The organism is Halorubrum kocurii JCM 14978 (assembly GCF_000337355.1).
GTDB classification, from domain to species: domain Archaea; phylum Halobacteriota; class Halobacteria; order Halobacteriales; family Haloferacaceae; genus Halorubrum; species Halorubrum kocurii.
Window position 1 is genome coordinate 1 of record NZ_AOJH01000043.1, and the last position, 18,115, is coordinate 18,115.

Genomic DNA, 18,115 nt, shown 5'->3' on the forward strand with positions numbered 1-18,115 from the left:
TGGCGACCAGGCCGAAGACGGCGACCAGGCCGACGAATCCGATCCGTCCGAGGCCGCCGGCGGGTCCTGCGTCGGCGGCCTCGAGACCGACGAGAGTGCGGGGGGTCTCCCGACCGACGCGAACGGCGTCGGCTACCTCTCGGAGAAGTCGTACCAGCGGATCGTCGACGCCGAGCCGTACGACGCGGACTGTTGGGACGGTGGGTTCTACATCACCGATCCGTCTGACGTCGACCGCAACGGGTTCGACGGCGCCGGTGCGATCCTCGCCGGCGAGGACGAACGGGTAGCCGACGGGTACGTCATCCGCGCCGAGGCGGACGCGGTCCCCGTCGCGCTTCCGACGTGGGGCGGCGAGCGCGGCGACTGCGAGTCCGTGCTGTTCGTCGAGCTGAACCAGGCCCTCTCCGCCGACCGACGGTACCGGATCGTCGACACTCACGACCCGGACCGAGAGCGCGTCGACACCGGCGGGTTCGCGGGGACGATCAACGACGTGGTACGAGTCACGTTCGAGCCGGTGGAGGCGGACGCGTCGGCTGAGGAGTAGCCGTTCGCGGTCGGATTTCGGGTGGACCGGCGGGGCGACCGACCGGGGGCCGACGAGACGAGCGCCGCGGCCGGAGACGTCGCGGTGCGACGACCGATAGCTATTCCCATGGCTGGGGTCGCAGTACCTCCATGGACGAGCCGATCGAGACGACTCGTGGGGCCCTGCCGCAGGAGCGGTCCAGCGGTCGGTTCGCGGCGCCGGACGGTCTCCGCGACCTCGTCGAGCGACTCCTCGACTGGCTCCGGAGCCGAGCGGGATCGGACTTGGCGGCCGTCTCGACCGCGACGACGATGCGAAACGTCGTCGACACGGACGCGCTCGCCGACCGAACGCCGCCGAAGTGGGACGTGCGACACGACATGGTCACCTACGGGAACGGCACGCTCACCGACGTGCTCGTCTTTCGACACGGCCCAAGCAGACAGGAGCTCGTGGTGATGCCGGAGCGGAACACCAACCCGGAAGGGGAGATCAGCTTCTACCACACCGACCGCAACCGGGGCGTTCGGCACCTGCTGTCGATCGGCGCCGACTCGCTCACTGCTGCGCTCGGCTACATTCTGGAACGGATCGGTCGGTTCGAGCAGCTCTTCGCCGGACGCGGAACGGAGCTGCCGAGCGGCTACACCGATACGGCCGACCTGTGATCGCTCCGGCGAGCCGGCTCCGGTCGGCACCGACTCAGGTCGGGCGATCGGCCGCTCGCCCGGCGCCCTCGCCGTCCGACCGCTGGTCGTTGCCGTCGAAGCGCTCGACGCGTTCGACCGTCTCGGCGTCCGCGGCGGTCTCGGGCGGGTACGAGATGGTCCGCTGCGGGTACGGGATGGAGATCCCGGCGTCGACGAAGCGGTCCTGAATCCGCTCGACGGCGGTCGCCTTCGAGCGCCACCGTGCCTGCGGGGTCGGCGGATCGATCCAGAAGCGGAGGTCCAACAGGATCGCAGAGTCGCCGAAGCCGGAGGGAATCGCGTACGGCTTCGGGTTGTTCGCGATGGTGTCGACGCCCGCCAACACCTCCTCGGCGATCTCGCTTGCCTCGTCGGGATCGTCGTCGTAGCCGATTCCGACCTCCATATGGATCCGGAGGCGCCCCTCGCGGCTCCGGTTCGTGATCGCCTGGTTGGTGACGAGGTCGTTCGGCACCACGACGTACTCCCCGTCGAAGTTCCGCATGTGCGTGTTCATGATGGTTATCTCGGTGACGAACCCCTCCTCGTTCCCGATCTCCACCCAGTCGCCGATCTCGAAGGGACGGGCGAACATCAGCACGAAGCCGGCGATCAGCGACCCGAGGGTCTGGCGGGCCGCCATCCCAAGCACGATGCCTAAAAAGCCCGCCCCGACGAGCAGGCCGCCGAGGTTCACGCCCCAGATCCCGAGGACGGTCACCCCAGCGATCACCAGGACGCCGACCTGCATGATCCGGCTGAGCAGCTGCTCTTGGTGGGCGGTGATGCGGTCGCTGTCGGCCGAGAGGTCCCCGACGTACTCCTCTAACACGTCGCTCGCGACGTAGGCGGCGCCGAGGAGGACCAGCGAGACGAACGCCTGTGCGCCGACCGTGAGCGCGTTCTCGGCGACCGGAAGCACCGCGAGCACGACCGCGAAGCGCCCCCACAACGCCAGGATCGCGACGGCGGCGAGCGCGAACAGCGCGAGCTGGAGCACTCCGACGACCAGCCGCAGGCCGAAGGAGACCGGAACGGCCTCCCGCATCGTCTCGATCGAGGTCTCCCCCCGCCCGTCGAGGAACCGCTCCAGCCAGCGCGTCGTGACCCGCTCCACCGCCCGGACGCCCCGGGGGAGGAGCAACCACCCGACTGCGAGCGTCGCGAGGAGGATCCCCGCGGTCACGGCGACGCGACCCTCCGTGGTCGCGACGTTCCCCAACAGCGCGTCGAGCTGCGTTCCGAGTTGCGCGGTCACTGTCCGACGGTTTCCGCTCGCAGTTAAAAATGGTCCCCCGCAGCTATCGGCAGAGAGAACGGAGCGCCGGACCGGACGCCGGGTCCGGGATCAGCGACCGCGGCGGAGCTCTTCGATCAGCTGTTCGATGAGCGCGGACTGCCTGTCGAGGCGCTCGGACTGCTGTTCGACCGCGTGCCGCAGTTCGGCCACCTCCGTCGCGAGGTCCTCCCCCTCGACGCCGGCGCTCTCGAACGGCGAGCCGTCGAAGGCGTCCGGTTCGGCCGGGTCGGCCGCTTCCGCCGCCTCCGCCGCCGCGACCTCTTCCGCAGTCGCCTCTCCCGCGGCGTCGCTCGCGAAGTCGGGCTCGGACCGCGCCGTCCGATCGGCGTCGGCGGCCGGCTCCGTCTCCGAGTCGGCGATCGGCTCCTCGGCCAACGGGTCGTCGGCGAGCGGGTCCGCAACGGATTCGACGTCCGGAGCGCCCGCGGACTCCTCCGCGACCGACGAACTCGACTCCCGGCCGCCCGTCGGTCCCTCGCCGGCCGCTGTCTCCTGGCTGGCAGCCGCCTCCCGGTCGGGCGTCGCTTCGCCTCCCGACGCCGGTACCGATTCGGCCGCCGCCTCCGTGCTCGACGACGACTCGAGCCCCGACTCCGCCTCGGCCTCCGCGTCCGCGACCGGCGAGGCCGACAGCGGGTCGGGTCCCTCGCCGAAGTCCGTCGTGCTCCTGTCGTCGTCTCCGGCGGCCGCGTCGTCCTCGTCGGCGACGGTCACGCGGAACTCCTCGAGGCTGTCGACGCCGTGGTACGCGCAGACGGCGTCGACGAGGGTCTCCCGAACCGCCCGGGCGGACTCGTTGGGCGCTTTGAACCGCTCGGAGCGCCCGCCGTGAGTCAACACGACCGCGGTGGCGACGGTCCCCTCCTCGAAGTCGAGATCGGTGATGTCGTCGTAGGCGAACTCCTCGAACTCCTCGTCCCAGACGGCGGACCCGACGTGTTTGACGAGCCGCTCGCTGGTGGCGACGAGCGTGAGCTCGGAGAAGCGGAAGGTGCGGACGACGGACTCGCCGGGGTCGGTGACGCCCGTCGCGGAGAGGACGCCCGCGAGGACCGGGTGGAGCACGTCGTCGACGCGCTTGGCCGGCACCGAGATCGTCTCGTCGCCGTCGAGGCCGTAGCCGAGGGTGAGTTTCGCCTTGCGGCGACCCGTCGAGACCGCGATGCGCTCGACGTCGTGGGAGTACTCCGCGACCGACTCGTCCGACAGCAGGCCGTCGCCGCGATAGACGAGCGTCCGCGTCGGCGTGACTGCGAGCCGGTCGGCTCCCCCGAGCGGGACCTCGGCCACGATCTCCTCGTCGCCGACGGTCCCAGCGAGCAGTTCGGGAAGGCTCATGTCCCGGAGATCCGCCCCGTCGGCCATAAATCCGCGGGGTCCACGTCGGCGCCGGTCTCGACCCGACCGGAACCGATCGCCGCCGCCGACTCTGTCACCCGTTCGCAACCTTCCGACGGATGGGAAGGTTAAAGGGTTTCATCGCGGTACGGGAAGGTGAGGCCGGGTGGCTTAGCTGGACATAGCGCCGCACTCATAGGGTTCGGAGATTCGGTGCGGTGACGCCTTGGAAGCGTCCGCGTCCTTCCCGTGGCTCCGCCGAGCCTCGGACCTGGGACATGCGGAGATCGTGGGTTCGGAGCCCACCCCGGCCACTTCTCTTCGCCTCGGGCGAGACGCCCGGAGGCGGCTCACCGTCGCTCGTCGTAGCGGACCGGCAGCGATTCGACGCCGTAGATGAACGAGCTTCGAGTCGGCTGCAGGGGCTCCTCGGCGAGTCGCACGTTTTCGACGCGGTCGAGGAGCTCCGAGAGTCCCACTTTGGCCTCGAGCCGCGCGAGCGGCGCGCCCAGACAGTAATGGGTCCCGTGACCGAACCCGACGTGCTGGTTGGGCGACCGGTCGGGTTGGAACGCGTCGGCCGCTTCGAACTGACGCTCGTCGCGGTTCGCGGAGCCGAGCCAGGCGATGATCCGGTCGCCCGCCTCGATGGTCTCGCCGCGCATCGTCACGTCCTCGGTGGCGACCCGGCTCATGGCCTGCACTGGCGACCGGTAGCGCAGCACCTCCTCGACGGCGCTCGTGAGCGCGCGGTCGTCCCCGCGTAGCTGGTCGAACAGGTCGGCGTCTGCCTCGGCGAAACAGCGGACCGCGTTCGCGATGAGGTTCGTCGTCGTGATGTTCCCCGCGACGAGCAACAGGATGCACATCCCGAGCGCCTCCTCGCGTGAGAGCCGTCCTCCCTCGCTGGACTCGGCGGTGACGATCACGGAGATGAGGTCGTCCCGAGGGTTCTCACGGCGGTCCTCAATCATCTCCAGGAAGTACTGGGCCATCTCCATCTGGATCTGCTGTTGGCGGTCCGCGAAGGCGTCCGCGCTCTCGTCGTCGCTCGCGGCCTCCACGAGCGTGTCCGACCACGTCTTGAACCGGTCACGGTCCGACGCGGGGACGCCGAGCAGCTCGGCGATGACCGTCACCGGGAACGGGTACGCGAGGTCCTCGACGACGTCCATCTGGCCGTCCGCCCCGACCGCGTCGTCGAGCAACTCGCTCGCCAGCTCTCGGAAGTGGGGCTCGCGGTCGGCGAGCGACCGGGGCTGGAACCACTCGTCGACGACGCCCCGGAGCTCGTCGTGACGGGGCGGGTCCTCGAACAGCATCGTGTCGAGGATCAGCCCCTCTCCCGGCCCCTCGGGTTCGACAAAGTCGTCCGCCTTCTGGGGGTCAACCGAGAACACGTCGTCGTCGTCCAACACGCGTTTCACGTCGTCGTACCGGAAGACGTCCCACGTCCGACGCTCGGGGTCGTACCGGACCGGGGCCGCTTCGCGCATCCGCGCGTACCAGTCGAACGGTTCGAGCCACGCCTCGCGGCTCTGCAGCTCTTCGGGGACGGCCTGCAGGCCTTGGGGATCTGCCGAGCTCATGGTTCCCCTATTCGTGTCGAATGGTATAAACTTCCCCGCCGAGGCTCAGCTTGAACGGCGGAAGCGAGCGCGGGGGCAGAGTCCGGGTCGTTCCGGCCGAAGCGCTCCGACCGACCCGCCCCGACCGCAGCGCGATCGGCCGACCCGTCCCGACCGCAGCGCGATCGGCCGAAACGCCTACCACGCAGCGACGCGACGGCGACCGTATGCAAGCGCGCGACCTGATGGAGTCCGACGTGAAGACGGTCGGTCCCGACGACGACGTGGCCGACGCGTTCAAGAAGTTCGCTCGGTACGACTTCAGCGGGTTCCCCGTCGTCGACGACGGGGACCGGCTGGTGGGCGTCGTCACCGAGTCGGACCTCGTCGACCTGTTCGAACCGGACGACGAGACGCTGTGGATCCCGATCGGGCTCCCGCCGTTCGTCGACACGCTCACCTATCAGGTGAAGGCGCCGTGGGGCGACCTCGATCTGGGCGTCGACATGGTCCGGAACGCGGACCGCCCGATCTCGGACGTGATGAGCACCGACGTGGCGACGGTGACGCCGGACACCGACGTCGACGAGGTGCTCGACCTGCTCGCCGGCGACGACCCGGACATCAACCGCGTGCCGGTCGTCGACGACGACGACCGGATCGTCGGCATCATCGCCCGCCAAGACGTGATCCGCGCGTTCCGGGACAAGCGGCTGGCCTGATTGGCCGCGGGGGTGATCGGACGTGTCTGCGGTCGGGGTCTGCGGTCGACGTTGGCATTTATAACTGGCCGGCGGCGATGCGTCCTCGCGGTCGTCTATCGCTTATAAACGGTCGGTAGCAGATCGAAAAGGAACGCCGTCAGAGCCGCCAACCGCGCGTTTATAAATAGTTGCTTGCAGATCGGCGGAGAACACCGCCAAAGCCCCAGCCGCGAAGCGCGCGCACGCTCGCTGCGCTCCTCAGTCGGTCGCTCCGCTCCCTCCTTGTGGTGCTTGCTTCGCCTCCGCGCGCTTCGCGGCTGCCCCTTTGAGTCCCACCCCGCACCGCACAGCAACCGCACAGCGCCTCACACCTCCCCAGCCTCGTCGGTCGCCCTCCGCTTCGCTTCGGGCGACCGACTCCCTCGCGCACGCTCCTCGCGCCCGGGGGGCGCTCGGAGGTGCGCGCCACCGCACGTCCATTTATAAACGGTCGGGTCGTCGAGCGGCTCTCTGTCCCCCGTCGAAACCCCGGCTCTCGCTCATTCCTGCCAGTCCGGGTTCGTCCGCGGCGGCGAGAAGATATCGTAGCCGACGACGGGGTCGTCGCCGTCGTTGCGCGCCGCGTGCGGCTCGCCGCCCGGGATCACGTACGTGTCGCCCGCCTCGACGACGCGGTCCTCGCCGTCGACGACGAAGGTGATGGTCCCCTCGGTGATCGCGCCGACCTGCTCGTGGGGGTGGTCGTGTTCGGGCACCTCGGCGCCGGACTCGATGGCGAACCGCTGGATGCTCGTCTCTGCGCCGGCGGCGCCCTGCGTGAGGAACACGCCGTCGACCGCCTCCACCGCCTCGACGTCCGCGTCCGGGAGTACGTCCATGGGAGAGCCGGCGAGCGGGAACGACTTAAACCGGGCGGGTGGGGCGGCGGTCGTCCGCGCCTACGGGAACGGGTGGTACGCCTTCTCCAGATCGGGCTCGAACCCCATCGACCGGGGCACGTCGCTCGCGCGGTCGCCGAAGAACGGGTCGCCAGTGAACAGCGGCTGCGCGCCGGGGACGAGCACCCGGACCGCCTCGAAGCCGAGCGCGGCGAGGTCCCGCGTCGTCGTCCGCGCGACGTACGGCTCCAGCCCCACCGTCTCGACGCGGTCGACGACGGCGGCCAGCTCGTCGGCGCCCGACAGCTCCGGCTCGCCGAGCGACTCGGCGGGCACGGTCGCGTCCGGGTCGAAGAACGCCGCCGTCTCGTTCGGGAAGTCGGCGTGGCGGCCGATCGCCGCGCCCTGCTCCGCGGCCGCCTCGGGGCCCATCGACCGGAGTTCGGTCCAGTTCTGGAGCGCCTCGGCGAGCGCGCTCCGGGCCGCGGCGGCGGGGTCGAGGTCGGCGCCGGAGCCCGCCGCGAAGCGGGGCCACTCGCCCTCGCGGTGGACGCCGACGGCGACGACGGGAACGTCGACGTCGGTCGTGACGAGGAGCGGCGTCACCGACAGCGATTCCGCGCGGGCGCGCTTCTCCAGCTCCGCGAACCCCTCGTCGTCGACCTCGATCCCGAGCGGGTCGGCGGTCGAGTACCAGCTCGTCATCGTCGCGTCGCGCTCGATGACCTCGTAGAGCCCCGACAGCGCCGCGTGTGGCCCGGAGTTACCGAGGCCGAGCCCGGTCGTGATGGCGGGCCGGTACCGGCTCTCCGGCGGGGGAAAGTGGACGAACTCCGCCGGCAGGCTCGCGACCTCGCCCGCGCCGAGGCGCTCGCCCGTCACCCACGGGAGCCGGTCGTCGCGGGCGTACGCCTCGGCGCTCTCGGGGCGGACGAACGCGTCGGGCGACACGGGGTTCGGGACGTTCGCGGCCGGCGCGCGCGTGAACGACCCCTCGCGGTACACGCCGGCGGCGTACCGCTCTAACCCCTCGCCCAGCGCCTTCATGAACGCGGCGTCCCAGCCGGCGTCGACGCCGCCGCCGAACTCGGCCGCCCGCGCGTCGGAGAAGGGCGTCGTGTCGGCGACCCGCGCGACGTAGTACGGCACGGGGAACGACTCCTGTTCGCCCACCTCCGAGAGCGGGCCGATCCGGGGGTCGACCGCCCGCTCCGCGCGGTCGAGCGCGTCCGACAGCGACCGCGATTTCCCCTCGCGGGGCAGCGCGTCGCCCGGGTCATCGCCGCAGCCGCAGCCGGGGACCGGGAGGAGGGTCCGCTCGGCGCCCGGTACCTCGACGACCGTGTCGGCGACCGGGTCGCCGGCGAGCAGTCGGATTACCCGCCGGCCGGCGACCGCCCCGGCGTAGCGCACGGCGGACCGGCGACCGGTCGGCGCGTCGGCCGCCTCGGCCCCCCCGCTCGCGACGCGTCGCCGGAGGCAGTCATAGCAGGTCTCGTCGAAGGTGGTCACCGCGGCGTCGACCGGCGCTACGGGAACGCCGCCGACCCCCCCGACCTCCACCGCGACCCAGCGGTCGAGCAGGTCGTCGGCGGTCGCGAACGTCTCCGAGCCGGCGGTGTCGACCACGACGGCGAGGTCGAACCCGTCGAGCAGCCCGGCCTCGACGGGCATCACGTTCACGTCGACGTCGCCGAGCGCGGCCGAGACGGCCTCGACCGCGGGGCCGTCACCGACAAGTCCGATGTCCATGTCACCTCCGAGGCGAAGGAGCGAAAAAAAGCCGCGGGTGACGGCCCTCGGAAGGGGCCGCGTCCGAGCGGTGCGGTCGCCCGGCTACGCCAGCATCGCCGCGACTTCGTCGGCGAGGTTGTCGGCGTCGAGGTCGTGCAGCCGCTCATCGCCGAGCTTGAGACGGAGCCGCGGGCGGCCGACGTCGATCGGGACCTTCTCCGTGTCGATGACCCCGAGGTCTTCGAGCCGTGTCTTCGTGCGGGAGAACGTCGCCTTCGAGGCGATCCCCACGTCCTCGCCCCACTTCGAGATGTCGTAGAGGAGCACGTCGTTCTTCGCGGCGACGAGCAGGGAGACGGTCACCTCGTCGAGCCCGCCGTCGTCGCCGCGGGCGGAGTCTATCGCGGCGAGCACGGCGTCGAAGTCCTCGCGGGCCGCCTCGCTGATCTCGGCTTCCAAGGTCTCCCGGACGCGACTGATCGCGGGGGTGCGGAGGCTGTACGTCTCGGCGTCGTCGAAGGCGTCGGCGTGGGTCTCGTACACCTCGTCGACGAACTCGCCGTCGTCCGAGGCGAGCGCGGCGACGTGGTCGTCGGTGCTCACGAGCACCACGACCCGGGACGGGGAGACGAACAGCGCGTTGTCGACCGTCTCCTCGAGCACCCGGAGGTCGAGCGCGCCGTCAGCGACGAGATCGGCCGCCTTCGACGCGACGAGGAAGTCTTCCATCACGTGCTTCAGCGTCCCCTCGTCGACGAGCATCGACATCTCCGGCAGGTCGTCGCGGCCGACCGCCGCCTCGACCAACGACACGATCGTCTCGGCGGAGGGGTCGACGACGAACAGCGCTTCGTCGTCCCCCGCGAACGCCGCGTTGAGGACGTTTTCGACGTCTGCCTCCAGTAAATTCGATACCATCTATCTCTTCGGATAAAAGCCAGTTGCGTATTTAATATTAACGGGATTTGGAGAGTGAACAACGTGTTTTCAGCCGCCGAAACCCCCGAAATGGCCGGATTCGGTGTTTCGCCGGCTGCCGCCGCTGTGACCCCTCGTACCCACCGACGTGACGCAAGGATTAATGCGTGATCGACCTGGGGTTTCTACATGGACCACGAGCACGTCCGGGAGGTCGACCCCGCGGTCGCCGACGCCCTGGCCGGGGAGCGCGACAGGCAGGAGCAGACACTGGCGATGATCGCCAGCGAGAACCACGTCAGCGAGGCGGTACTGGAGGCGCAGGGGAGCGTCCTCACGAACAAGTACGCCGAGGGGTACCCCGGCGGGCGGTACTACGCCGGCTGCGAGTACGCCGACGAGGTTGAGCGACTCGCGATCGACCGCGCGAAGGAGCTGTGGGGCGCCGACCACGTCAACGTGCAGCCGCACTCCGGGACGCAGGCGAACCAGGCCGTCTACTACTCCGTCTTGGAGCCCGGCGACAAGATCCTCTCTCTGGAGCTGAACCACGGCGGTCACCTCTCGCACGGTCACCCTGCGAACTTCACCGGGCAGATCTACGAGGTCGAGCAGTACGAGGTCGACACCGACACCGGCTACATCGACTACGAGGGGCTCCACGAGGCCGCCGAGGAGTTCGAGCCGGACATCGTCGTCTCCGGCTACTCCGCGTACCCGCGCACGGTCGACTGGGAGGAGATCCAGGCGGCCGCCGACGCCGTCGACGCCTACCACCTCGCCGACATCGCTCACATCACGGGGCTGGTCGCGGCGGGCGTCCACCCCTCGCCGGTCGGCGTCGCCGACTTCGTCACCGGCTCGACGCACAAGACGATCCGCGCCGGCCGCGGCGGGATCGTGATGTGCGACGAGGAGTTCGCCGACGACATCGACAAGGCGGTGTTCCCCGGCGGGCAGGGCGGGCCGCTCATGCACAACATCGCCGGTAAGGCGGTGGGGTTCAAGGAGGCGCTCGACCCCTCGTTCGACGAATACGCGCAGAACGTGGTCGATAACGCCGAGGTGCTCGCCGAGACGCTGCAGGGCCACGGCTACTCCCTCGTCTCCGGCGGCACCGACAACCACCTCGTGTTGGTCGACCTCCGGGAGTCGCACCCGGACCTGCCGGGCGGCGACGCCGCGGACGCGCTCGCGGCCGCGAACATCGTCCTTAACGGGAACACGGTCCCCGGCGAGACCCGCTCGCCGTTCAACCCCTCGGGGATCCGCGCGGGCACCGCCGGGCTCACGACCCGCGGCTTCGACGCCGACGCGATCGAGGAGGTCGGCGACCTCATCCACCGCGTCATCGACAACGTCGACAGCGACGACGTGATCTACGAGGTCGGCGAGCGCGTCGTCGAGCTGTGCGAGGCGCACCCGCTGTACGAGTGACTCGGGTCGGGACGTAGCGACCGCCGGACGGAATCCGTACGTACAAAGTGGGGGGGACTCTGACGGGTTGGTATGGCCGACTCGTCGTTCCTCGCAACACGCCTCGACCGCGCCGCCGTTCCCCTCGCGGTCGGCGACCTGATCGCGCTGATCGTCCTGTTGACGGTCGGTGCGCTCAACCACAGCACCGTCGAGTTCCTGTCTGCGAACCCGCTGTACCTGCTCGAAGTGTACGCGCCGTTCCTGATCGGATGGGCCCTCGTCGCGCCGCTCGTCGGTGCGTACTCGGCCGGCGCCGTCGAGACCGCGAAGTCGTCGGTCCCGCTCGCGATCCGGTCGTGGATCCCGGCCGCAGTCGTCGGGTTGGCGCTCCGGCAGTTCGTCTTCAGGGGCGGCGCCGCGCTCTCCTTCGCGGTCGTCATGCTCGTCCTCGGATCGCTCGCGCTCGGCGGCTGGCGCGCGGTGTACTTCAAGATCCGGTAGGTCATTATCAAGACACGCTAAGTCGTTACCGGCTCCCGCGCCGCTTCTCCGCTCTCGCCGCTTCACCGCCTTCGCCGCTTCTCCGCCGTCGTCGCTTCTCCGCCCTCGCCGCTTCTCCGCCGTCGTCGCTTCTCCGCCCTCGCCGCTTCTCCGCCGTCGTCGCTCCCTTCCCCCACCTCTCGCCTTCTGTCCGCCCGCCCGCTCTTCTCATAACTTATGGATTCCTTTGAAGTGATCAGTTCGGTAGCCACAGCGAACCACGGAAAAGATTTAATAGAAATTCTCACGTACGTTCTCCCGGAATATGACTGGGTACTACGACTACGTCCTCGGACTCATTCCGGCCGCCTTGCTCGGTGTGACCGCCGTCCTGCGACTGGTCGGGTTGCCGTCGATTGTCGCCGTTCCCGGGGGCGCCCTCGTCGCGGCGGGCCTGATCGCCCACGCGATGTTCGTCAAGGCCCCAGTCACGAGCGAGACGCGCGCCGGGACCGACAGCGCGGCGACCGGTCCCGTCGGCAGGTCGAGCGGTCCGCGCCGGGGTCGCTCGACCGGGCGCTCGCGGACCGGCGGCGCCGACTGACGGGAAGTTCGGCGCTGCAACGCGACCCAGTTTGACCGCGAATCGCCGGCTGGCCGCTCCGACCGCTCGCCCGACCGGCGGTTCCGGTTCCCTGTAGGATTTAGTCCCTCGCGCCCGACCGGGCGGGTATGACCGACGCCCTGTTTCTGACGAGCGCCGAGGTCGACGACCTCGCCGAACCGGCCGACTACGTCGCGGTCGTCCGCGACGCCTACCGCCAGATCGGTGAGGGCGCGCCCGCGGAGCCGCGGACGAAGCTGCTCAACCGCGACCCGCCGGGCATGTTGACGACCTACGCCGCGGTGCTGCCGGAGACGGGCGCGATGGGCGGGTACACCTACTCCGCGGGGTTCGGCGCCGAGGACGCGTGGTTCATGACGCCGCTGTTCGACGCCGCGTCGGGCGAGCCGCTCGCGCTGCTCGACGGCGCCTCGATGAACCCGTTTAAAACGGGCGCCGCGGGAGCGACGGCGGTCGACGCCCTCGCTCGCGCGGACGCGACCGAGATCGCCGTGATCGGGAGCGGCGCGCAGGCCCGCGGCCAGCTCGCGACGACCGCGACGGTGCGCGAGTTCGAGGCCGTTCGGGTGTTCTCCCCGACCGCGGAGAACCGCGAGGCGTTCGCCGACGAGTTCGCCGACCGGCTCGACGCCGACGTGTCGGCGGTGGCGAGCGCGAGCGACGCCCTCGACGGCGCCGATGTGGTCGTCACCGCGACGACCGCGAGCGACCCCGTGATCGACGACGTGGACGTCGAGCCCGGCACGCACGTCACCGCGATGGGGCAGTACCACCCGGAGAAGAACGAGCTCCCGCCCGAACTCGTCGCGCGGGCGACGTACGTCCCCGACATCGCCGCACGGGCCGCGCAGGACGCCGGCTCGTTCCTCGCGGCGGTCGAGGCCGGGCTGATCGACGAGGGCCACGTCGCGGCCGATCTGGGCGCGGTCGTCGCCGGCGAGCATCCGGGCCGGACGAGCGAGGACGAGGTGACCGTGTTCGACTCCGGCGGGAGCGGGATCGAGACCGTCGCGGCCGCCCACATGCTCTACGAGCGGGCGAGCGAGAGGGGCCGGGGGCGGACGATCGACTTCGCCCCCGCGAGCGAGGCGCTCACGGGCCGGTAACGCCGAAGCGGTCGTCCGACGATGGACGCCGCCGACGGGGCGGAGGTCACCACCGCCGCGTGACGAGTGGAGGTCACCACCGCCGCGTGAGCACTCCCGACGTATCGATGTCGAACGCCAGCGCGCCGCTCTCGTCCTCGTCGCCCGGGTAGTAGTGGACGTGGTCCTGGTCAGTCAGCTCGCCGTCGTCGTCGTAGAGGCCGTACTCGATGAGGGACGGCCGTCGCTCGGCGACGTCCTCGCGCACGGCACGGCCGTCCGGCTCGACGTCGAGCCCTCCCGAGAACGCTCTCGCGTCGCTTCTGGTGTCGCCGTCGCCCGCCCGCGAAATCGTCATCTCGACCGTGTACGGGCTCTCAGAGCCGTTGAAGACGGTGATGGAGAGCATCGGAGAGTCGGAGCCAAGCCCCGCACAGCCGGCGAGTCCCGCGCAGACCAGGGCCGCTCCTCGGAGGAGGGTACGCCGTCTCATGGGTGGAGGGTACGCCGTCGTGTGGTGAGTACCCACACGGTCAATAAGTGTTTTTTGGGGGAGACGAGGCGGTCGGCGGCCGCGCCGCTCTCGCTACTGCAGCCTGTAACGCAGGATCGCGGCGATGCCGCCGAGGTTCGAGAGCTGCTGGCCGGGGTCGAACTCCGAGGAGAAGACGACCACGTCGCCGCCCTGCTGTTCGACCGACTCGATCACCTCGTTGACGTCGATCGACCAGTCCCCCTCGCCCTGTCGCTCCTGCCGGAGTCGCTCGTCGACCACGAGGAGGGTCTCGATCGCGCCGAACTCGGCCGCCTCGGCCACGTCCTCGGGGCCGTACGTCGCCTTCGCGCCCTGCGCGATCTCGGCGGTGAGGTCGTCGATGAGCGTCGCCTCCTTTGATATCCGGGTCTCCTTCTGCACGTCGTCGACCGCGCCGCGCTTCAGCACCTCGTGGACGCCGCGGTCGCCCGCCGCGGAGGTGTCGACGGTGGTGATCCGGTCTGCCAAGTCGCGGTGCTCCTCCTCGATGTAGTCGAGCGCGTCCTGCTTCGTGAACCCCGGCCCGGCGAGGATCACGGCGTCCGCGTCGAGGTGCGCGAGCGCCTCGCCCAGCTCGGCGAACAGCTCCTCGCGCGGCCGGGAGTAGTCGCCCTTCCCGGTCGGCTTCGTGAACGAGGCGTACTCCTCGGTGCCGTACTGCTGGACGGTGTGGACGTAGGCGGCCCCCTCCTCGACGGTCGCGATGGCCACGTCGGGGTTCTCGGCGGCCTCCGTCGCCTCCTCCAGCCGCTCGGTCTGGTCCGGTTTGAAGCGCTTCTCCACCGTGATCTCGTCGTGCTCCTCGACGTTGATCGTGTGGTGGGCGTTGAGCTGGTCCTCGCGGGAGCAGCCGACGATCACGCCCGACACGCGGAGCCGGTTGGCGAACCGGGCGAACTCCACCTCGTCGACCTCCAGCGTGACGAAGAGGTGTTCGCGCTGGCCGCCGGTGTCCCGCATCTGGTCGTCGTTCCGTTGGATCCGACGCGTGGTGTCGCCCTCGACGAGGTCCCCGGGTTCGAGGACGTGCGCGAGGTGCCAGAGGTCGTCGACGTTCTCGGGGACGAGGGTGAGCCGCTCTCGGCCCTCCTCGCCGTAGCCCCGGTCGGTGATGCGCATGTCCGCACGTCGCCCCGGCCGCGTATCAACTCTTGTCTTCTGGCTCGGCGACGTCGACGCTCCACTCGAACTCGTCGTCGGGGTCGCGGCCGCCGAGCGCCTCGTCAGCGACGGCCCGGTCGCGGTCCCCCGGCTCGCCGTCGGGCGCGTACCAGTCGAACCCGCCGTCGGCCCCGACGGCGCCGCTGGCTCCCTCGGAGACGGTCCCGTCCCCGTCAGTCCGACGGGCTCCCGTCCCGCCCACCGGAACCGACCGCCCCGTCTGCACCGTCGGGGGTACCTCGGGAGTCGGGGGGCGTACGGGCTCGTCCGGCCGGTCGACGCGGGCCGGGTCCGACGCGTGTGCGTCGGCGACAGACGCGGCGGCGTCGGCCCTCTCGGCGACTTCCAGCGTCGGCGCCGCGCCGCGCCCGTACAGCCCGTACGCGGCGACCCGGACGACGAACGCGAACGCGACGCCGATCACGAGCGGGACGAACGGTCCCGCCAGCGCGTAGCCGGCGCTCAGCGTCGCGGCCGCCACGACCCACGCGGTGGCGTACGCGCCGGAGCCGGCGACGCGGCCGACCCGTCGCGGGCGGAGCCCGTCTCGGAGCCGCCCGGAGGCCGCGAACGCCGCGAGCGCCGCCGGCCTGACGTACGCGAACGCGAGGAGGTACGCGGTCGCGGCGGCCCCGCCGAGCCCGCCCGCGACGCCGACGACGGCCACCGCGCCGCCATCCCCGAGGGCGGCCCGGACCGCGTCGGCGAGGGGACCGGGATCGACGACGCCGGTCGCGAGCGCGCCGGTCGCGAGCGCCGCGAGGACGGCTCCCGCCGCCAGCGGCGCGAGGAGGACGGCGCTGAGGAGCGCGGACTTGAGGCCGGTCCGGTAGAGCTCGTTCCACGCGACGAACGGGGGTGCGCCCGCGACGTTGCCGTCGGCGATGCCGGCGGCGAGGACGCGGACGAAGTAGCCGCGGGCGACGAACGCGGGCGCGAGCGCTAAGGGCGCGAGCAGAACGACCGGGGGGAACACCAGCGATCCGCCGACCCAGAGGGGGGTGACGACCCACGTCAGGAGCGTCAGCAGCGCGCCGACGACGAGGACGCCCGCCGCGTCGGCCGAGCGCGTCAGCGCGGTCGCCGTCCCCCGGAGCATACCAGATCCTGTCGCGCGACACTGATAAAGGGTGCCCGGAACGGCCGCGTCGATTCACCGTCAGATTCGACCGAACCGCTCAGCGAGCGGACCCTCCCGAGAGTTTATATAATTTCGTAGAGTACTACTAGCCGGCCGCGCGGGACAATCGTGTGCCTCTGACAGAACCGATCCCGGCCGCCGTTCGCGGTGGCCTTCCCCCGTCCGCGGCTTTCGAACGAGCTCGTTCTCGCGCACCGAGCGACAGCGCCGCCCGACGCCGGTACCGATTTATCTCGTCCGGACGTGTGTCGCGTATGACCGGCGACGAGCGGACGACCGAGGTGGAGCCGACGCTCCGCAGCTACGGGATCAGCGTCGAAGCCGTCGAGGGCGGCGACCCGCTGGAGCTCACGTACATGACGGCGTTCCCCGGCCGCGAGGTGCACCACGGGGAGATCGGGCGCGCGCTCAACGCGCTCATCGACCGCGCCGAGGCCGACGCGTGGGACCCCGTTCGGGTCGAGGCGACCGTCGTCCGCTCGCCGGGCGACGTGCTCGGGACCTGGCACGCGGAGGCAGCGTGGTTCGAGGCGCTGATCGGGTACGAGATCAGCGAGACCGAGTTCTCGACGCGCGTGCTGGAGACGCTGACGCACGCGGACGGCGAGGCCGACGGCTCCGCCGCGGACGGCGAGCCCGCCGAGGCCGGGGACGGCGAGCCCGCCGAGGCCGGGGACGAAGCGTGACCCGCAGAGACCCGATAAACCGCGCGCAGCGACGGCTCACTCGACCGCCGCGCGAGCGGTTCGCCAGCCGCGATCTCGCGTTCGACGCCGACGGCGACACCTGCCGCGGCACCCTCTACCTGCCGGGCGGCGACGGCGAGGATCCGCCGGTCGTCGTGATGGCGCCCGGGCTCGGCGCGGAGCGGAGCTTCGGCTACCCCGCCGTCGCGGAGCGGTTCGCCGACGCCGGCTACGCGGCGTTCCTCTTCGATTACCGCGGGTTCGGGGCGTCGGACGGCGACTCGCAGCTCGTCGACCCCGCGGGCCAGCGCGCGGACTACGCGGCCGCGATCGACCGCGTCCGCCGGGTGGACGCCGTGGGTCGCGGGCTGGTGCTGTGGGGCGCGTCGCTGTCGGCCGCGCACGTCCTCACGCTCGCCGCGGAGCGGCGCGACCCCGACGCGGTGATCGGCGCGGTCCCGATGCTCGACGGGCGAGCGATCGCCCGCCGACGCGGCGGACGGTACCTCGCGCGCTCGGGTGCCGCCGGCGTCCGCGACCTGCTCGGCCATCGTGTGGGTCGCGGGCGGACGGTCCCGATCGTCGGCGGCACCGAGGAGCTCGCCGCGATCACCGAGCCGGGGACGAAGCGGAAGTACCTCGACCTGGTCGACCGCGAGTCGACGTGGCGCAACGAGACGCCCGCCCGGTCCCTGCTGCGGGTGGCGAACTACCGCCCCGTCGAGCGGCTCGACGAGGTCCGGGCGCCGACGCTGCTGTTGGCCGGCACCGACGACGCCATCGTCGACAGCGGGGCGGTCGTCGACGCCGCCGAGCGGCTGTCGCGAGGCACGGTCGTCTCGATGCCCGCGGACCACTTCTCGCCGTTCGGCGAGGACTTCGAGCCGGCGATCGGCCATCAGCTCTCCTTCCTGCGGGACGCGCTCGACTGACTGTGCAGTCGCCGCCACACCGCGGTCCGTTTTTAAGTGCCAGCGGCCCGGACGCTCGGCCATGACCACAGTCGCGCTGCTGAGCGTCGCGCCGGTGACCGAGGGGAGCATGGCGGGCGAGGTCGCGAAGGCCGTCGCCGCCCTCGACGAGTTCGACGTGAGCTACGAGACGAACCCGATGGGGACCGTCATCGAGGCCGACGACGCCGAGACGGTTTTCGCCGCGGCCGCGGCCGCACACGACGCGGTCGACGGCGACCGCGTCTCCACGGTGCTGAAGATCGACGACAAGCGGGCTGTGGAGACGACCGCCGACCGGAAGGTCGAGGCCGTCGAGGAGGAGCTCGGGAGGGAGCCGAAGGGGGAGCGCTGACCGGCCGAGGGGGCCGT

At 71.0% G+C, this 18,115-nt stretch carries 19 protein-coding genes and 1 tRNA gene; 11 read left to right on the plus strand and 9 right to left on the minus strand.

All coding sequences use genetic code 11. The features are described 5' to 3' along the window. Both C468_RS18345 and C468_RS05410 read left to right on the plus strand, forming a co-directional pair. On the plus strand, window positions 1-550 hold a 550-nt coding region (locus tag C468_RS18345), incomplete at its 5' end, for a hypothetical protein (RefSeq protein ID WP_008847867.1). A gap of 131 nt (window positions 551-681) precedes the next feature. Next, window positions 682-1,200 (plus strand): hypothetical protein, encoded by a 519-nt coding sequence (locus tag C468_RS05410; protein WP_008847868.1) that lies wholly within the window; start codon window positions 682-684, stop codon window positions 1,198-1,200. Window positions 1,201-1,234: 34 nt separating this feature from the next. On the opposite strand, the gene C468_RS05415 is transcribed toward C468_RS05410, so the two are convergent. Together C468_RS05415 and C468_RS05420 are read right to left on the minus strand one after the other, a co-directional pair. Continuing rightward, on the minus strand, window positions 1,235-2,479 hold the full coding sequence (locus tag C468_RS05415; RefSeq protein WP_008847869.1) for a mechanosensitive ion channel family protein: 1,245 nt from the start codon (window positions 2,477-2,479) through the stop codon (window positions 1,235-1,237). 90 nt (window positions 2,480-2,569) lie between these two features. After that, window positions 2,570-3,859 carry a DUF7115 domain-containing protein gene (locus tag C468_RS05420; protein WP_049912082.1) on the minus strand — a complete coding sequence of 430 codons (1,290 nt, stop codon included), beginning with the start codon at window positions 3,857-3,859 and terminating at the stop codon, window positions 2,570-2,572. 160 nt (window positions 3,860-4,019) lie between these two features. Between C468_RS05420 and C468_RS05425 the strand changes: the two genes are divergently transcribed. Continuing rightward, window positions 4,020-4,173: transfer RNA gene (locus tag C468_RS05425), tRNA-Met, on the plus strand. 36 nt (window positions 4,174-4,209) lie between these two features. Here the strand turns inward: C468_RS05425 and C468_RS05430 are convergent. Continuing rightward, window positions 4,210-5,448 carry a cytochrome P450 gene (locus C468_RS05430; RefSeq protein ID WP_008847871.1) on the minus strand — a complete coding sequence of 413 codons (1,239 nt, stop codon included), beginning with the start codon at window positions 5,446-5,448 and terminating at the stop codon, window positions 4,210-4,212. A gap of 206 nt (window positions 5,449-5,654) precedes the next feature. On the opposite strand from C468_RS05430, the gene C468_RS05435 reads away from it, so the two are divergent. Continuing rightward, a complete protein-coding gene (locus C468_RS05435; RefSeq protein WP_008847872.1) occupies window positions 5,655-6,149 on the plus strand; it encodes a CBS domain-containing protein in 495 nt (164 codons plus the stop codon). Window positions 6,150-6,670: 521 nt separating this feature from the next. Here the strand turns inward: C468_RS05435 and C468_RS05440 are convergent. The 3 genes from C468_RS05440 to tbsP all read right to left on the minus strand — a co-directional run bounded on the left by C468_RS05440 (window position 6,671) and on the right by tbsP (window position 9,661). Then, window positions 6,671-7,009 (minus strand): cupin domain-containing protein, encoded by a 339-nt coding sequence (locus C468_RS05440; RefSeq protein WP_008847873.1) that lies wholly within the window; start codon window positions 7,007-7,009, stop codon window positions 6,671-6,673. A 60-nt stretch (window positions 7,010-7,069) separates the two neighbouring features. Then, window positions 7,070-8,761 (minus strand): YcaO-like family protein, encoded by a 1,692-nt coding sequence (locus tag C468_RS05445; RefSeq protein WP_008847874.1) that lies wholly within the window; start codon window positions 8,759-8,761, stop codon window positions 7,070-7,072. Between the two features lie 84 nt (window positions 8,762-8,845). Then, window positions 8,846-9,661, minus strand: a complete 816-nt coding sequence (tbsP, locus tag C468_RS05450) for a transcriptional regulator TbsP (RefSeq protein WP_008847875.1) — start codon at window positions 9,659-9,661, stop codon at window positions 8,846-8,848. A 189-nt stretch (window positions 9,662-9,850) separates the two neighbouring features. Here tbsP and glyA point away from each other — a divergent pair, with 189 nt between their 5' ends. The 4 genes from glyA to C468_RS05470 all read left to right on the plus strand — a co-directional run bounded on the left by glyA (window position 9,851) and on the right by C468_RS05470 (window position 13,291). Beyond that, window positions 9,851-11,098, plus strand: coding sequence for a serine hydroxymethyltransferase (gene glyA / locus C468_RS05455; RefSeq protein WP_008847876.1), 1,248 nt, complete (start codon window positions 9,851-9,853; stop codon window positions 11,096-11,098). A gap of 72 nt (window positions 11,099-11,170) precedes the next feature. Next, entirely contained in the window at window positions 11,171-11,581 is a 411-nt protein-coding gene (locus C468_RS05460; RefSeq protein ID WP_008847877.1) for a DUF3054 domain-containing protein, read from the plus strand. Between the two features lie 304 nt (window positions 11,582-11,885). Further along, window positions 11,886-12,164 (plus strand): hypothetical protein, encoded by a 279-nt coding sequence (locus tag C468_RS05465; protein ID WP_008847878.1) that lies wholly within the window; start codon window positions 11,886-11,888, stop codon window positions 12,162-12,164. Between the two features lie 128 nt (window positions 12,165-12,292). After that, a complete protein-coding gene (locus C468_RS05470) occupies window positions 12,293-13,291 on the plus strand; it encodes an ornithine cyclodeaminase family protein (protein ID WP_008847879.1) in 999 nt (332 codons plus the stop codon). Window positions 13,292-13,364: 73 nt separating this feature from the next. Here the strand turns inward: C468_RS05470 and C468_RS05475 are convergent, their stop codons facing one another. The 3 genes from C468_RS05475 to C468_RS05485 all read right to left on the minus strand — a co-directional run bounded on the left by C468_RS05475 (window position 13,365) and on the right by C468_RS05485 (window position 16,065). Beyond that, window positions 13,365-13,763, minus strand: coding sequence for a hypothetical protein (locus tag C468_RS05475; protein ID WP_049912086.1), 399 nt, complete (start codon window positions 13,761-13,763; stop codon window positions 13,365-13,367). Window positions 13,764-13,856: 93 nt separating this feature from the next. After that, window positions 13,857-14,924: an mRNA surveillance protein pelota gene (locus C468_RS05480; protein ID WP_008847881.1), complete on the minus strand. Its 1,068-nt coding sequence runs from the start codon at window positions 14,922-14,924 to the stop codon at window positions 13,857-13,859. Between the two features lie 25 nt (window positions 14,925-14,949). Next, on the minus strand, window positions 14,950-16,065 hold the full coding sequence (locus C468_RS05485) for a DUF4013 domain-containing protein (RefSeq protein WP_008847882.1): 1,116 nt from the start codon (window positions 16,063-16,065) through the stop codon (window positions 14,950-14,952). Window positions 16,066-16,361: 296 nt separating this feature from the next. On the opposite strand from C468_RS05485, the gene C468_RS05490 reads away from it, so the two are divergent. The 3 genes from C468_RS05490 (at window position 16,362) to C468_RS05500 (ending at window position 18,098) form a co-directional block, all read left to right on the plus strand. Further along, on the plus strand, window positions 16,362-16,793 hold the full coding sequence (locus C468_RS05490) for a hypothetical protein (protein ID WP_008847883.1): 432 nt from the start codon (window positions 16,362-16,364) through the stop codon (window positions 16,791-16,793). After that, complete coding sequence (locus C468_RS05495) at window positions 16,790-17,725, plus strand: alpha/beta hydrolase (protein WP_008847884.1); 936 nt, start codon at window positions 16,790-16,792, stop codon at window positions 17,723-17,725. Before C468_RS05490 ends, C468_RS05495 begins: the two co-directional genes overlap by 4 nt. Before the next feature lie 61 nt (window positions 17,726-17,786). After that, window positions 17,787-18,098, plus strand: coding sequence for a thiamine-binding protein (locus C468_RS05500; RefSeq protein ID WP_008847885.1), 312 nt, complete (start codon window positions 17,787-17,789; stop codon window positions 18,096-18,098). Window positions 18,099-18,115 lie beyond the last annotated feature (17 nt).